The organism is Streptomyces sp. NPDC006430, from assembly GCF_040612395.1.
Classification (GTDB): Bacteria; Actinomycetota; Actinomycetes; order Streptomycetales; family Streptomycetaceae; genus Streptomyces.
Map to the genome: position 1 here is coordinate 423,141 of NZ_JBEXQA010000004.1, position 13,904 is coordinate 437,044.

Genomic DNA, 13,904 nt, shown 5'->3' on the forward strand with positions numbered 1-13,904 from the left:
TGAGGCCCCTTCAGGCAGTCGACGGAAAAGCCTGCTCGGCTGGAACTCGTCTGATCTGAGCCTCAGTAACCGGGTGCCCTCGTCGAGAATTCTCCACCCCGCATTGAGAGGTTCAAGTAGCACTAAACCTACTCGACTCCCGCTCTGGTCACTTTGCCTGACGATTGAGCGGCTGCTGGTGTCTGCGCAGGAAGTTGGCAGGGCCTTCGAGAGCGGAATTTCCTGGTGGGCCCAGTACGCCGTACTTCCACGGCGGTGGCACCTTCTTCTCTGTTGTTGCATAGAGGCGGTGCAGTTGCGGCGCTGTGTTGCTGTCCGGCTCGCCCTCAATGGTCTGATGGCTGTGCATCCGCTTACTACCACCACGACCACCACGGCCCCAAGGCGATATCATCTCGAACCAGCTTGAGGGCAGCACATGCCTCTCTTCCACCATGCCCGCCATCCCGTTGAATCGCATCCCGAATGCGAGGGTGCTGCGGGTGGCGGTGGCCCGGCCCATGGCTTCGGCGAAGCCGGGATCGCGGCGGCCCGCTGGTAGACCGTCGCTGTCGTAATGCCGACCTCGGCCGCGGCCTTCGTGGTCGCCATCCCGGCCCGCAGGTACTCCAGAAACTGCCGGCGCCGCTCCGGCGTGAAACGGGAGACGGCGCTCCGCCCGCTTCACGGTCGCGACGGCCACCGCGTCGCACGCGGCGGCGAAAGTCGGCTGCTCGCTGCGCCACGTGTTGGCCTGCCCGGCACCATCGAACAGGACCTGGGACGCCAGACTGGGAGATGCACCCAGGGCCAGCAGCCTCAGGTAGTCGGCCCGGCCGTCGTCCCACCCTTACTCCGTCCAGGAGAGCGTGACCGACCTGCCTCTTGCAGAGACTCTCCCAAGCGGCATTATGTGCCGCCGCAAGGACCTCATGTCACTCCAGGAATCCGCGAATAGCGGACGAAGTGTTTCACCCGAACTGGTCACCGGCCAATGGCTCACGACTGACGAGCTCGCGGGCATCTTGAATGTCGCCCCCTCCACGCTCCGGCGCTGGCGCACAGCTCGCCCTCCACAAGGGCCGCCGTACGTCCCTGTGTCCGATCGCGTCACCCTCTACAGCGCGATTGACGTCGAACACTGGCTGCGCAGTCGCCGTGTCGATCCCGAACAGGCGGCCCGACATGGCCATAGCGACACCCACCGCCGCTGTCGAAGCCGTTCCGATCGGGGTCCGTCTCACCGCTGATGTCGAGTACCGGCCCAATCGTCCTTCGCCCTACCGGCACGCGTGCGCTGGTGGGACCCCGAGACCAAGTCCCGCAAGTCCATCTCCGAGGCCAAGGAGACCGAGGACGAAGCTCAGCAGTGGATCTCGGCCCTGGTCGAGGCCGCCCAGGCCGGCATCAACCCGTCGCTTGCCACCATGCCGCTGGCCGACTACGGCACCGCGAACATGGACCTCGCGCTTCGAGGGCTGGAACTCAAGACGCTCGACCCCTATATGGCCGGTTGGCGTCTGCGCGTCGTACCCGTCGTACCCTCCCTCGGGCACCTGCCGGTTCGGGTGATCACCAACGGTGCCGTGGACCGCACCGTCTACCGGTGGATCGCAGACGAGCTCAGCCGCTCCACCGTGAAGAACACCATCGCCGTCCTCGTGCGTGTCATGGAGCAGGCCGTTCGCGACGGGCTCATCAAGGTCAACCCCGCCCGGGTCAGCGGCTGGCAGCGCCAGTACCAGCAGGTCGAGGACGAACTGAACGACCCACGTGCGCTGGCCCTGCCGGACTGGGAGACCCTCCAGGCCCTCGCCAAAGCCCTGGTCGCTCGCTCATACGGCCAATACCAGGGCTGGGGCGACGTCGTCACCTTCGCCGCATCCACAGCAGCACGCATCGGCGAAGTCTCCGGAGTCCGCGTCAAGGACATCGACACCGACAACTGGATCTGGACCGTACGACGGCAGACCACCCCCGCCCAAGGCGGGCTCGTCGACAAGGCCACCAAGGGAAAGCGCGCCCGCAAGGTACCCCTCATCGAAGAAGTACGGCCGATGGTTGCCCAGCGGCTGCTGGTCGTCGGCAAGGACCCCGATGCCCGGATCTTCTTCGGACCGCGTGGCGGTCGCATCTCCACCGCGGTCCTGCGCGACGCCACTCACTGGGACGACGTCGTCACGGAACTCGGCTTCGAACACCTCCGACGGCACGACCTGCGCCACACCGGACTGACCTGGTTCGCCGACGCCGGCGTGCCACTTCACGTCCTACGCAAGATCGCCGGGCACGACTCGCTGACCACCACTCAGCGCTACCTGCACCCCGACGCCGGCCAGATCACCGCAGCTGGTGCCGCGCTGTCTGCGCACCTCATGGTGCTCCGTGCACCTCGTTCGCTGCCAGTCACGGCCGTCACCGCAATCTGACCCGCACTGACCGTCCTGGTCCCCAACTGGTCCCCAAAAACGATCAAGGGGCCGTTTTGGATTGCTCCAAAACGGCCCCTGATCTTCGACTCTTTCGAGTCGGGACGACAGGATTTGAACCTGCGACCCCTTGACCCCCAGTCAAGTGCGCTACCAAGCTGCGCCACGTCCCGTTGTGCTCGCGATCTGGGGTTTTCCCCGTCCCGCCGGCACATGCAGAACATTACCCCACGTCGAGGGGTGCGCATGCACCGGTTTCCGTCGGGAGGGAGGATGGCGGGGTGAACGTACGGGATCGGGACGGTGAGGGGCGGGCGCGCAGCGCGCGGCCCAGGGACGGGTTGGGGCGGCCCCTGCCCTACGGGGAGCCCGGCGTGGAGCGGCAGCCCGAAGGGGTCGTGCGGACGCCCGCGGAGACGGTGGCTGAGGCGCAGCGGCTGCTGGCCGCGGGGATGCCGTTTCACGCGCACGAGGTGTTCGAGGACGCCTGGAAGTCCGGGCCCCCGGCCGAGGCCGCCCTGTGGCGCGCCCTCGCGCAGCTGGCTGTCGGGCTCACGCACGCAGCGCGCGGGAATGCCGTCGGCGGGGCCCGCCTGTTGCGGCGCGGGGCCGATGCCCTGGCCGGGCCGGATCCGGCGGGCGGGCCGTGGTCCCCGCACGGGATCGACGTGCCGGGCCTGGTCCGCTGGGCCCGGGAGTTGGCCCGGCGGGTGGAGGACGGTGCGGCGGTCGACGCGGCGGCCGAAGCCCCGCGGCTCGTCTCCCCGCCAGACCCTCCGGGCCCCGCCTGACCGGCGGGCGGGAGCGACCGCCCGAGCCGTCCTAGCAGGCAGCGGCCTATGCGGGCTATGCGGGCTATGCGGGCTGGAGGAGGTCCCAGCGGTTGCCGTAGAGGTCCTCGAAGACCGCCACCGAGCCGTATGCCTCGTGGCGCGGCTCCTCCAGGAAGCGCACCCCCTCGGCGGTCATCCGGGCGTGGTCCCGGGTGAAGTCGTCGGTGTACAGGAAGAAGCCGACCCGGCCGCCCGTCTGGTCTCCGACCCGGGCGCGCTGGGCCGCGTCCTTGGCGCGGGCCAGCAGCAGCGCGGACTCGGTGGCGCCCCGCGGGCGGACCACGACCCAGCGGGAGCCGTCGGGGCGCGGGGTGTCCTCGACGAGGTCGAAGCCGAGGGCGCGGGTGTAGAAGTCGATGGCCTCGTCGTACTCGTGGACGACCAGTGCGGTGAGGGCGATGTGTGCGGACATGACCCTCATTGTGCGGGTCCGCTCAGTAGGACCACCTCTAGGGTGCGGGGGCCGTGCACGCCTTCCACCCGGTCGAGTTCGATGTCGCTGGTGGCGGAGGGACCGGAGATCCAGGTCAGCGGCCGGGTCGGGTCGAGCAGGGGCAGCGCCTGCGGAACCGAGCCGACCACCTGGTCCGGGACCCGGACCACGCAGACGTGGTGGTCCGGCACCAGGGTGATGCGGCGACGGCCCTGCGCGGGGCCGCCGTCGAGGACGAGGGTTCCCGTCTCGGCGATGGCCAGGGCGCAGCCGGTCACCACGCTGTCCACGGCGTCCAGTTCGTACGGGGTGGACTCGATGCGGTCCTGGATCGGGGTGGCGTCCGTCCGGCCGAGCCAGTGCGCGGGCAGGCCGGGCGGTACGAGTACCGTCCGTGCGCCCCGGGCGGCCAGCAGCCGCATCAGGAGCGCTGCGATGCCGGCCTCGTCGGTGCGGTGGACCTTCGCCCGGTACTCGGCGAGGTGGGCGGCCAGCATGTCGACGGTTTCGGTGGGTGTGCGATCGCCGTGTACGGCGAGGTAGTCCCGGGGGACGTCCCTGACGGCGACATCCCGGGGGACGTCCGCCTCGGGGCCCGCCGCCACCGCCCGGCGGATGCGGCCCAGGATGCGGTCCTTGCTGCTCATGCCCGTGCCCCTCCTTCCCGCTCGCGGGCCCACCAGTCGCGGAACGGCTCCGCCGGGAACTCCGGCAGCTCCCGTCCGTCGGTCCAGGCCCGTCCCGGCCCCGGCAGTCCGCGCGGTCGCAACCGGCGGGCCCGGGCCAGCAGCCGCTCCCCCGCGCGCAGCGCGCCCGGGTGGTCCAGCAGCAGCCGGGCCGCGCGCAGGGCAGCCCGTTCGGCGGCGTGGCCGCGGGCGGGGCGGATCCGTACGCGGATGCCCTCGCGGGTGACCGGGCCGCCCTGCGCCACCCGTTCGCGCAGGTGGACGAGGACCTCGGGGATGTCGATGGCGACCGGGCAGACCTCGTAGCAGGCCCCGCACAGGGTGGACGCGTAGGGCAGCGAGGCGTCGATCTCGCTGCCGGTTCCCCGTAGTTGGGGGCTCAGGATGGCGCCGATCGGTCCGGGGTAGACGGAGCCGTAGGCGTGGCCTCCAGCGCGTTCGTAGACCGGGCAGACGTTGAGGCAGGCGGAGCAGCGGATGCAGCGCAGGGCCTGGCGGCCCACCTCGTCGGCGAGGGTGTCGGTGCGGCCGTTGTCGAGGAGGACGAGGTGGAATGCGGAGGGTCCGTCGCCTTCGGTGATGCCGGTCCACATCGTCGTGTACGGATTCATCCGCTCGGCCGTGGAGGAGCGCGGCAGCGTTTGGAGGAAGATTTCGAGGTCCCGGAAGGTCGGCACCACCTTCTCGATGCCCACGACCGAGATCAGGGTTTCGGGCAGCGTCAGGCACATCCGGCCGTTGCCCTCCGATTCGAGGACGACCATCGTGCCGGTCTCCGCGACCATGAAGTTGGCGCCGGACACGGCGACTTTGGCGCGCAGGAACTTCTCGCGCAGGTGGAGGCGGGCGGCTTCGGCGAGCTCGCGGGGGTCGTCGCCGAGCCCGTCCGGCGCGGGTCGGCCCCAGCGGCCCATCTCCTCGGCGAAGACCTCCCGGATCTCGGCCCGGTTGCGGTGGATGGCCGGGACGAGGATGTGGGACGGGCGGTCGTGACCGAGTTGGACGATCAGTTCGGCGAGGTCCGTCTCGTACGCGGCGATCCCCGCTGCTTCGAGGGCCTCGTTGAGGCCGATCTCCTGGGTGGCCATGGACTTGACCTTGACCACCTCGCGCTCGCCCGTGGCCAGGACCAGATCGGTGACGATCCGATTGGCCTCCTGTGCGTCGACCGCCCAGTGGACCGTGCCGCCCGCGGCGGTCACGGATTGCTCCAGCTGGAGCAGGTGGTGGTCGAGGTGGCGCAGCGTGTGGTCCTTGACGGCCTTGCCCGCCGCGCGCAGCCGGTCCCAGTCGGCCAGCTCGGTGACCGCCCGGGCCCGTTTGTCGCGGATGGTGTGGGTGGCGTGGCGGAGGTTGGCGCGCAGCACCTCGTCGCCCAGGGCCTTGCGCGCCGCCTCCGGGAAGGCCGGCATTCCGATGAACGTGCCCGTCATCGCAGGGGTTCCTCCTCCGTCGAGGCCAAGATCTCCGCGAGGTGCAGGGCCCGCAGCGGGGTGCCGGCGCGGCGCAGGATGCCGTCGAGGTGGGCCAGGCAGGAATTGTCGGCTCCGCAGAGCACGTCCGCGCCCGTCCTCACTGCGTCGGCGACCTTGTCTGTGCCCATGGCCGTCGATACGTCCGGGTTCTTCACGGCGAAGGTGCCCCCGAAGCCGCAGCACTCCTGCGCGCCGGGCAGCTCGACGAGGTCCAGGCCCTTGACCGCGGTGAGCAGCCGCCGCGGGCGGTCCCCGAGCCCGAGCCCGCGCAGACCGTGGCAGGAGGGGTGGTAGGTGACGGTGTGCGGGAAGTAGGCGCCCACATCGGTCACTCCGAGGACGTCCACCAGGAATTCGGTGAGCTCGTAGACGCGCGGTGCGAGCTCCTCGGCCAGCGCCGCCAGCTCGGGCCCCCGCCCCTCGCGCTCCGCCTGCCGGCCGATGCGCGGATAGTGGGAGCGGATCATCGCGGCGCAGGAACCCGACGGGGTGACCACGTACGGGTGGCCCGCGAAGGCCTCTGCCGTACGCCGCAGCAGCGGTTCGCTCTCGCGCCGGTAGCCGGTGTTGTACTGCGGCTGACCGCAGCAGCTCTGGGCCGCCGGAAAGTCCACGCCGACACCGAGCCGCTCCAGCAGGCGCACGACGGCGATGCCGGTCCGGGGGTACAGGGCGTCGTTGACGCAGGTGACGAACAGGGCTGCGCGCATGACGGGCAGAATAGCCGGGTGAAGAAGTTCTCAGTGATCGGCATAGGCGCGGGCGACCCTGACCACCTGACCCTCCAGGCGGTCAGGGCGATCGGCGCGGCGGACGCATTCCTCATCCTGGAGAAGGGCGAGGAGAAGGCGGATCTGACCGGGCTGCGGCGCGCGATGCTCGACGAGCACGCCCGCCCCGGCCACCGGCTCGTGGAGGGCCGCGACCCGGACCGGGACCGCACCCCGGACCGGTACGCACCGACGGTGGACGGCTGGCGCAGCGCGCGGGCCGAGATCTTCGAGCGGTTCATCGCCGAGGATCTGGCGGACGGCGAGACCGGCGCCTTCCTGGTGTGGGGCGACCCCTCGCTGTACGACTCCACCCTCGCCATCCTCGACGAGGTGCTGGAGCGGGGCCGGGTGGCGTTCGAGCACGAGGTGGTGCCGGGCATCAGCAGCATCTCCTCGCTGCTGGCCCGGCACCGGACCAACCTGAACCGGGTCGGTCGGCCCGTCCAGATCACCACCGGGCGGCGGCTGGCCGAGGGCTGGCCGCAGGACGTGGACGACGTGGTGGTGATGCTGGACGCGCGGCACGCCTTCACCGCCCACCTGGACCAGGACCTGTTCATCTACTGGGGCGCCTACGTTGGCACCCCGGACGAGATCCTGGTCTCGGGGAAGCTGGCGGAGGTCGCCGGCCGGATCGAGGAGCTGCGGACCGAGGCCCGCGCACGCAAGGGTTGGATCATGGACACGTACCTGCTCAGGCGCCCGTGAGGTGGGCCGGGAGCCGGGCGGCGAGGCGTTCGTACTCCTCGGGTCGGTTGTAGATCTGCCCGCAGACGCGGATGCCGCCACCTCCCGGCCAGGGCCAGACCAGTACCCGGATGCCCTCCTGCGCGGCGATCCGCTCGCGCAGCACGCGGGCGTCCCCGGGGGTCTCGGCGGTGCCGGGCGGCAGTCGCAGGGCGCGCATGGCGAGACCCTCGCTGTACGGGAGCGGGGTGAGCCCGGGGACCTCGGCGAGCAGGGCGGCGCCGTAGGCCGCGAGGGTGCTGTTGTGGGCCCGCACCTTGGCGGCGTCGAGCCGGTCGAGGAGGTCCAGGCCTTCGGGGGCGGCGAGCCAGCCGGTGTAGTCGGCGGTGGCGCGGTTCTCGACGGAGCGCGGGAAGCCGTGCGCATCCTCCCAGGAGGGGACCAGTGCCCGGACCCGGCCGCGGTGTTCCGGGGCGACGGCGAGGACGGCGCTGCCAGAGGGGGCGTAGCCCCATTTGTGCAGGTTCCCGAACCAGAAGTCGGCGCCCCCGGCGAGGGGGTCGGCGACCATGCCGGGGGCGTGGGCCCCGTCGACCACGGTGGTGATCCCGCGCTCGGCCAGGTCGGCGAGCAACTGCGGCGTGGCGATCGGTCGGGCGGTGGGCGAGCTGATGTGGTCGAGCACCGCCACCCTCGTACGGGGCGTCAGACCGGCGAGCACGGCCTCGCGCACGGCCTCCTCGTCGGGGAGGTTCGGGTCCAGCGACACGGTGGTGATCCGGGCGCGCCGGGCGGCGGCCGCGACGACGGTGCCGTAGCCGTGGTCGGTGACGAGGATCTCGTCACCGTCGGCGAGCGGGAGGGCGTCGAGGGCGAGGTTGGCACCCTCGGTGGCGTTGGAGATGAAGGCGATGCCTTCGGGTGCGGCGCCGAGGTGTCCGGCGATCCGGGCGCGGGCCGCCTCGATCCGCTCCGCCACGCCGACGAAGAAGGCGTCCGGATCCTCGTGGACCTCCGCCCGCACCGCGGCCTGGACCTCCTGGACCGGAATTGGTACCGCCCCGAAGGAACCGTGGTTCAGATGGGCAACAGCGGGATCGAGCCGGAACAGGGCCCGCCCGCCGGGGAACTCGACGGGGCGTATCGGCATCGACTGGGTCACGGGACCTCCGTGGGTGCGGCGCGGCTGTCCTGCGCATCATCGCGCGAAGCGCCGCCGCGGCCTAGCCCCGCCCGCTGGTGACGGCGTAATACTGCAGGTCCTGGATCGCCATCTTGTGGTCCACCGGGTAGGGCAGTTCCACCTCCGCGCCGGTCCGTCCGTCGCGCACCACCACCGCAGAGCTGGTGCCCGGTCGCAGCGGCAACAGTTCGCTGTGGACGCCGGCCGGCGCCTGGTGCGTGTCCTCGGCCGGGCCCACCGTCGTACGGACGGCCGCCGGGGCCGTCAGGAAGCTGAGCACTTCCACCGTGTCGCGGGGCGCGGCGCTGCCCTTGCGCGGGGACATCAGTAGCGACTGCTCGGTGGGGTCGGCGGCGGCGAACTGGGTGCGGGCGGAGACGTACAGCGTGTCGCGGACGATCTTCGGCCAGCTGCCCGTCTTGAACTTGGTCAGGTAGTAGGAGGTCAGGTCCAGGTAGGCGTAGCCGTTGTGCAGGGAGGGTGCGAACTGGCTGCCCTCGGAGTAGTCGTTCCAGGTGGTGAGTTGCACCCAGTCGGCGCCGTCGTCGATGGCGTGGGTCCAGGTGGAGCGCAGGGTGGCGGTGTTCCCGGCCTCGTCGTAGATGCCCTGGTTGGGGCGGGCGTCCTGGACGGAGACCGGCTGCATCCAGATCTTGCCCATGCCGTGGGCCCGCTGCACGTCGCGCGTGGCGCCCTCCTGGCCGACGTAGCTGCGGCTGCCCCACTCTGAGAACCCGTGGCTGATCGGCGCGAACCGTGCGCTGTTGGCGTCGAAGTCGAGGAACGTCGGGACGAAGGCGGTCCGGATGCCGTACCGGGACTTCAGCAGGTCGAGGACCCGTGTCCACCAGGCGACGTCCTTGGCCTCCGCCTTGAACGGGGAGACGACGAGCCGACCGTCGCCGAGCCGGTGCGCCGCGGGGGCCTTGCCGAGGGCCGCGAGGGCTTCGGCGAGGGTGCCGGGGTCGTCGGTCTTCAGCGAGGTCATGTCCGGCATCAGCATGATCTTGAAGGCCGGGTCGACCGAACGGGCGGCCTCCATCAGGAGGTTGGCCCGGTCCCAGTTCTGCCCGGAGAGGGAGAGCAGGTCGAGCGTGAACCCGTCGAGACCGGCGGCACGGGCGGTGCGCACCTCTTGGCGGAGGTTGGCGAGTTCCCAGTTTCCGTCCTTGGGTCGGACGGGTAGCGGCCGGTCGCGCAGCAGGCCGCCGTACCGTTCGTGCTTGCCGTTCTCGCCGTCCGGGTTGAGGTAGTTGCGGGTGTAGTAGTCGGCGTCCGCACTCGCGTTGTCGAGCGAGAGGGGGTACGGGGTGAAGTAGTGCGCGAACACGAGCTTCTTGCCCGCGCTGCCGGTGTGCAGGGCGGCTGGCTGGGGCATGTCGAAGGGCAGGGCGCCCGCGGACCGTTGGTCGCCGGGGTCCCCCGCGCCCGGGGCGTCGTCCTTGCCCCGGACCGCACCGCTCGGGCTGGTGGCGGGGCTCTGTTCGGGGGTGCCGGAGGCACTGGGTACGGGGCCGGCGTCGGGGCCGGCCGACCAGGGCGCACCGATCTGGGGAGCCGCGTCGTTCCGGCGGGAGCCTGCGGTGAAGGGGTCCCAGGCGATGCCGGTGGCGGCGCAGACGCCGACGAGCAGGAAGCCGGCGAGCAGCAGCGTCAGCAGCGGCCGGCCGCGGAAGCCCGCGCGGCGGCGGTGCGAACTCATCGTGGATGCCCTCCCCGGAACGTGCCCCGAGTGCGGGGCTGCACAGCAGTAGAGCCGATTACCGGGTCCCGGACAACCGTTCGCAGGAGCGGGGTGGGACACGTACACCGGGGAGACCAGGCGAGCTACGTCAACCGCACCGGGCCGGTGCGGCGGGCGTCGCGTTCGCCCCCGGCGCACGCCGGGAGTAACGGTCACAGCACACATCGAATGGGACGAATCCGAGGTTCCGTCAAATCGGGCCCGGTGGGCCGGGGCGGCTCCAACCACGGCGCGTCAGCGCAGAGTTGACCGCCGCACCTTCGAGTGGTTCCGGCCCGGTCTACGCGCGTCCGGTCCGCGGCCCCGTCCCGGGGCCCCGAGGGTAGAACCATGATCATTGAACCCCCCTCCCCCGGTACGCCCACGCGACGCACCCTCCTCGCCGGAGCCGGTGCGGGTGCCCTCGCCGCGGTCGGCGCGGTGGCCACCGCCGGCCCGGCCTCCTCCGCGACCGCGCCCGCCCTCGCACCGGACCTCGCGCCCGCCGCGGCTCCCTCCGCCGACTGGGAGACCTGCCTGTCGGTGGCACGTGCCGTCCTGGTCCGGGACGACAACGACCAGTCCCTGGTGCCCCGCTACACCGACGTCCTGCTCACGTCCGGCCTGCCCCGGTCCCGCAGGCCCCCCAAGAAGGTCCTCGTCATCGGTGCCGGGCCGGCCGGCCTGACCGCCGCCCACCTGCTGCGTTCGGCCGGCCACCGGGTCACCGTGATCGAGGCCAACGGCAACCGCGTCGGCGGCCGGATCAAGACCTTCCGTGCGGGCGGCCACGAGCGCGCGGCAGCGCCCTTCGCCGATCCCAAGCAGTACGCGGAAGCCGGCGCCATGCGGATCCCGGACAGTCACCCGCTGGTGACCGGGCTCATGGACAGCCTGGGGCTGCGGCGCCGCCGCTTCCACCTCGTCGATGTGGACGGCTCGGGCCGCCCCGCGTACCGCACGTGGATCCTCGTCAACGGCACCCGGGTGCGGCGCGCCGACTACGCCCGCGACCCGCGCGCCGTCAACCGCTCTTTCGGGGTTCCGGCCGCCTACGAGTCCGTCCCCGCCGCGCAGATCGTGCGTGGCGCGCTCGCTCCCGTACGCACACTGGTCGACGGCAAGGAGGGCCGAGCACTCGTCGAGGGCTGGGCCCAGGTGATCCAGCGCTACGGACACATGTCGATGTACCGCTACCTCACCGACGAGGCCAAGCTCGACGAGCGGACCGTCGATCTCATCGGGACGGTCGAGAACCTGACCTCCCGGCTCCACCTCACCTTCCTGCACTCCTTCATCTCCTCCGCCCTGATCAGCCCGGACACCGCCTTCTTCGAACTCCCCGGCGGAACCGGCACGTTGGCCGACGCCATGTACGAACGGGTCAAGGACCTGGTGCGGCTCGACCGGCGCGTCACCCGGATCACCCAGGATGCGGCGAAGAAGTCGGTCGCCGTGGAGACGGTCTCCGAGGGCCGCGGCGGCCGTCCGGTGGTGCGGCAGACCTTCACCGGTGACATCGCCATCATCACCGTGCCCTTCTCCGGGCTCCGGCACATCCCGGTCACGCCGGCCCTCTCGTACGGCAAGCGGCGCGCGGTCACCGAACTGCACTACGACGCGGCGACCAAGGTGCTGCTCGAATTTAGCCGCCGCTGGTGGGAGTTCACCGAGGCGGACTGGAAGCGCGAGCTGGAGGCCGTGCGCAAGGGCCTGTACGCCGACTACCAGCTGGGCCGGACCCCCGGCGACGGCTCGCTGCTGGGCGCCCACCCGGCCACCCCGAAGGGTCACGTCACGCAGGCGCAGCGCGTGCACTACGCGGCCAGCCGGGCCGTCGCCAGGGACCAGCCGGAGGCCGCGGGCGTGGTCGGCGGCGGTTCCACCACCGACAACGCGAACCGGTTCATGTTCCAGCCCTCGCACCCCGTGGAGGGCAGCGCGGGCGGAGTGGTGCTGGCCTCCTACAGCTGGGCGGACGACGCCCTGAAGTGGGATGCCTTCGAGGACGCCGAGCGGTACCCGAGGGCCCTGGCCGGTCTGCAGGAGGTGTACGGGCAGCGGATCGAGGTCTTCTACACGGGCGTCGGCGCGACCCAGTCCTGGATGCGCGACCCGTACGCGTACGGCGAGGCCTCGGTGCTGCTGCCCGGCCAGCACACCGAGCTCTTCCCGCACGTACGCCGCCCCGAGGGCCGGCTGCACTTCGCCGGCTGCCACACGTCCGTCAAGCCTGCCTGGATCGAGGGGGCGTTGGAGTCGGCCGTGCGGACTGCGCTGGAGGTCCACCTGGCCGAGTGAGGGACGCCCCCCGGCGCGGCCGGTCGATCGCGGGCCGGGCGCACGCCAGGCGCAGACCGGGCACAAGCTGGGCGCGCCGGGAGCCGCCGCGGGCTCAGCCGCGGTACGCGCCGAGGATCCGCTTCAGCAGCCGTGGAACGGACGCCCTCGGCGCCCGCCCGGGGGTTGCCAGCGCCCCCGCGGGGCGACGGGCCCGGAGCTGGGCCCAGACCCCTGCCGGGCACCGGCCCTGCGGACGGGACTTGAGGAACTCGCGGTAGGGCACCACACGCGGCTCGCGGCCGATCTCCACCCAGTGGGGACGGCCCGAGAGCTCGTCCCACCCGTGGTTGGGGATCCGGATGTGGTCGCGCCGACCGTCCTTGTCCTTGCTGGTGATCTGGGCGACCCGGGCGCCGCCTGGGCCGGTCTCCAGCACCACGCAGTAGTGCCGCAGCTGCTCCTGCGGGTCCTCCCGCAGCGGCACCATCGCCAGCCAGACCTCGCCCGGCCGGGGCCGCGCCCCGTGTGACCGGTCCCACCGGCGCACGCCCAGGTGGACGACGAGGGCCGCCAGCCCGGCGGCCCCGCCCTCGGCCGCGGCCCGTACGTTCCAGGGCTGATCGGCCACCTGCCCCTGTACGGACTGCACGGCGACGGCCACGGCGGCGAGCAGTACCGCCGTCCTCACCAGGATCAACCACCACACGAAGCGCCCGCCCCGCCCGGCGATCGCGACGAGCGCCAGCGCGACGGCGACCGGGACGCCGTACATCACGGCCCATTGGCCGGCGCCCGCCACCTCCAGCGGCGGCGTCTGCTCGGCCATCAGGTCGGGCAGCAGCACCGGGAGCGCGAGCAGGCATCCGACGAGTCCGACGACATTGAGCAGCAGGTACCCGACGCAGCCGGTTCCCGCGCAGGACGTGTTGTGACGACGCGCCACCGCTTCTCCCGTTGCTTCGAGTCTCGGTGACTCTCAGTATTCCGGGCGTTTCCGCCCGGAAGGTTCGTGACGGTGTCACCAGAGCGCGAGTTGCTCGCGCCTGGTGTCCTGTCGACGATCTCTCGCATCCGTCCCCTGGTGGGGTGTTGCGCCAGCCGCCCGCGTGCCCGTCCCCTTGCAGGCTCGGGCGGTGCGGGTCTTCTGCTTGGCTCCACGAGGCTTCGGCACCACCACCAGTGCGGGGCCCGGGTCTCCGGCCACTCCGGTACCCGTTGTACGGTTGGCCGCCGCGAGGGCGGCCAGGTTGTGGCCTGCGTTCGCGTCCCGGTCCAGGACGAGTCCGCAGGCGTCGCACTCGAAGACACGCACGCCGAGGGGCAGCTTGGCTTTCACCACACCGCAGCGGGAGCAGGTCTTCGAGGAGGGCATCCAGCGGTCGGCGACGATCAGACGTCCACCGTGGCGCTGGGTCTTGTA

General features: G+C 71.6%; 14 protein-coding genes and 1 tRNA gene. 5 read left to right on the forward strand and 10 right to left on the reverse strand.

Annotated features, from left to right (window positions below):
• Nucleotides 1–148: 148 nt before the first annotated feature.
• Nucleotides 149–460: a hypothetical protein gene (locus ABZZ20_RS09720; protein WP_356868555.1), complete on the reverse strand. Its 312-nt coding sequence runs from the start codon at nt 458–460 to the stop codon at nt 149–151.
• 451 nt (nt 461–911) lie between these two features.
• Here ABZZ20_RS09720 and ABZZ20_RS09725 point away from each other — a divergent pair, with 451 nt between their 5' ends.
• Together ABZZ20_RS09725 and ABZZ20_RS09730 are read left to right on the forward strand one after the other, a co-directional pair.
• Nucleotides 912–1,229, forward strand: coding sequence for a helix-turn-helix domain-containing protein (locus ABZZ20_RS09725; RefSeq protein WP_356868630.1), 318 nt, complete (start codon nt 912–914; stop codon nt 1,227–1,229).
• A 42-nt stretch (nt 1,230–1,271) separates the two neighbouring features.
• Nucleotides 1,272–2,408: a site-specific integrase gene (locus tag ABZZ20_RS09730; RefSeq protein WP_356868557.1), complete on the forward strand. Its 1,137-nt coding sequence runs from the start codon at nt 1,272–1,274 to the stop codon at nt 2,406–2,408.
• A 99-nt stretch (nt 2,409–2,507) separates the two neighbouring features.
• On the opposite strand, the gene ABZZ20_RS09735 is transcribed toward ABZZ20_RS09730, so the two are convergent.
• Nucleotides 2,508–2,581: transfer RNA gene (locus ABZZ20_RS09735), tRNA-Pro, on the reverse strand.
• Between the two features lie 108 nt (nt 2,582–2,689).
• Between ABZZ20_RS09735 and ABZZ20_RS09740 the strand changes: the two genes are divergently transcribed.
• Complete coding sequence (locus ABZZ20_RS09740; RefSeq protein WP_356868559.1) at nt 2,690–3,199, forward strand: DUF309 domain-containing protein; 510 nt, start codon at nt 2,690–2,692, stop codon at nt 3,197–3,199.
• Between the two features lie 64 nt (nt 3,200–3,263).
• Here ABZZ20_RS09740 and ABZZ20_RS09745 read toward each other — a convergent pair whose 3' ends face one another.
• The 4 genes from ABZZ20_RS09745 to ABZZ20_RS09760 are packed head-to-tail and all read right to left on the reverse strand — an operon-like array spanning nt 3,264 to nt 6,545.
• Nucleotides 3,264–3,653 carry a VOC family protein gene (locus ABZZ20_RS09745; RefSeq protein ID WP_356868561.1) on the reverse strand — a complete coding sequence of 130 codons (390 nt, stop codon included), beginning with the start codon at nt 3,651–3,653 and terminating at the stop codon, nt 3,264–3,266.
• A gap of 5 nt (nt 3,654–3,658) precedes the next feature.
• Nucleotides 3,659–4,321, reverse strand: a complete 663-nt coding sequence (locus ABZZ20_RS09750; protein WP_356868563.1) for an LUD domain-containing protein — start codon at nt 4,319–4,321, stop codon at nt 3,659–3,661.
• Nucleotides 4,318–5,793, reverse strand: a complete 1,476-nt coding sequence (locus ABZZ20_RS09755) for a lactate utilization protein B (protein WP_356868565.1) — start codon at nt 5,791–5,793, stop codon at nt 4,318–4,320. Before ABZZ20_RS09755 ends, ABZZ20_RS09750 begins: the two co-directional genes overlap by 4 nt.
• Entirely contained in the window at nt 5,790–6,545 is a 756-nt protein-coding gene (locus ABZZ20_RS09760) for a (Fe-S)-binding protein (RefSeq protein WP_356868567.1), read from the reverse strand. The genes ABZZ20_RS09755 and ABZZ20_RS09760 overlap by 4 nt, the downstream gene beginning before the upstream one ends.
• A gap of 18 nt (nt 6,546–6,563) precedes the next feature.
• Between ABZZ20_RS09760 and cobF the strand changes: the two genes are divergently transcribed.
• Nucleotides 6,564–7,316, forward strand: coding sequence for a precorrin-6A synthase (deacetylating) (gene cobF, locus ABZZ20_RS09765; RefSeq protein WP_356868569.1), 753 nt, complete (start codon nt 6,564–6,566; stop codon nt 7,314–7,316).
• Here cobF and ABZZ20_RS09770 read toward each other — a convergent pair.
• Nucleotides 7,303–8,457 carry an aminotransferase class V-fold PLP-dependent enzyme gene (locus ABZZ20_RS09770; protein ID WP_356868571.1) on the reverse strand — a complete coding sequence of 385 codons (1,155 nt, stop codon included), beginning with the start codon at nt 8,455–8,457 and terminating at the stop codon, nt 7,303–7,305. The genes cobF and ABZZ20_RS09770 overlap by 14 nt on opposite strands.
• A gap of 61 nt (nt 8,458–8,518) precedes the next feature.
• Complete coding sequence (locus tag ABZZ20_RS09775; protein ID WP_356868573.1) at nt 8,519–10,180, reverse strand: endo-1,3-alpha-glucanase family glycosylhydrolase; 1,662 nt, start codon at nt 10,178–10,180, stop codon at nt 8,519–8,521.
• Between the two features lie 372 nt (nt 10,181–10,552).
• On the opposite strand from ABZZ20_RS09775, the gene ABZZ20_RS09780 reads away from it, so the two are divergent.
• Entirely contained in the window at nt 10,553–12,502 is a 1,950-nt protein-coding gene (locus ABZZ20_RS09780; RefSeq protein WP_356868575.1) for an FAD-dependent oxidoreductase, read from the forward strand.
• 94 nt (nt 12,503–12,596) lie between these two features.
• Here the strand turns inward: ABZZ20_RS09780 and ABZZ20_RS09785 are convergent, their stop codons facing one another.
• Nucleotides 12,597–13,427 (reverse strand): hypothetical protein, encoded by an 831-nt coding sequence (locus ABZZ20_RS09785; protein ID WP_356868577.1) that lies wholly within the window; start codon nt 13,425–13,427, stop codon nt 12,597–12,599.
• Between the two features lie 75 nt (nt 13,428–13,502).
• Nucleotides 13,503–13,904 (reverse strand): zinc ribbon domain-containing protein (locus ABZZ20_RS09790; protein ID WP_356868579.1); only part of this gene is annotated, 402 nt, incomplete at its 5' end.

Excerpts from the sequence above, each read along its gene's own strand:
- ABZZ20_RS09720 (WP_356868555.1), bottom strand. The coding sequence starts at position 460 with ATGCGATTCAACGGGATGGCGGGCATGGTGGAAGAGAGGCATGTGCTG.
- ABZZ20_RS09725 (WP_356868630.1), top strand. The coding sequence starts at position 912 with ATGTCACTCCAGGAATCCGCGAATAGCGGACGAAGTGTTTCACCCGAA.
- ABZZ20_RS09745 (WP_356868561.1), bottom strand. The coding sequence starts at position 3,653 with ATGTCCGCACACATCGCCCTCACCGCACTGGTCGTCCACGAGTACGAC.
- ABZZ20_RS09750 (WP_356868563.1), bottom strand. The coding sequence starts at position 4,321 with ATGAGCAGCAAGGACCGCATCCTGGGCCGCATCCGCCGGGCGGTGGCG.
- ABZZ20_RS09755 (WP_356868565.1), bottom strand. The coding sequence starts at position 5,793 with ATGACGGGCACGTTCATCGGAATGCCGGCCTTCCCGGAGGCGGCGCGC.
- ABZZ20_RS09760 (WP_356868567.1), bottom strand. The coding sequence starts at position 6,545 with ATGCGCGCAGCCCTGTTCGTCACCTGCGTCAACGACGCCCTGTACCCC.
- ABZZ20_RS09775 (WP_356868573.1), bottom strand. The coding sequence starts at position 10,180 with ATGAGTTCGCACCGCCGCCGCGCGGGCTTCCGCGGCCGGCCGCTGCTG.
- ABZZ20_RS09780 (WP_356868575.1), top strand. The coding sequence starts at position 10,553 with ATGATCATTGAACCCCCCTCCCCCGGTACGCCCACGCGACGCACCCTC.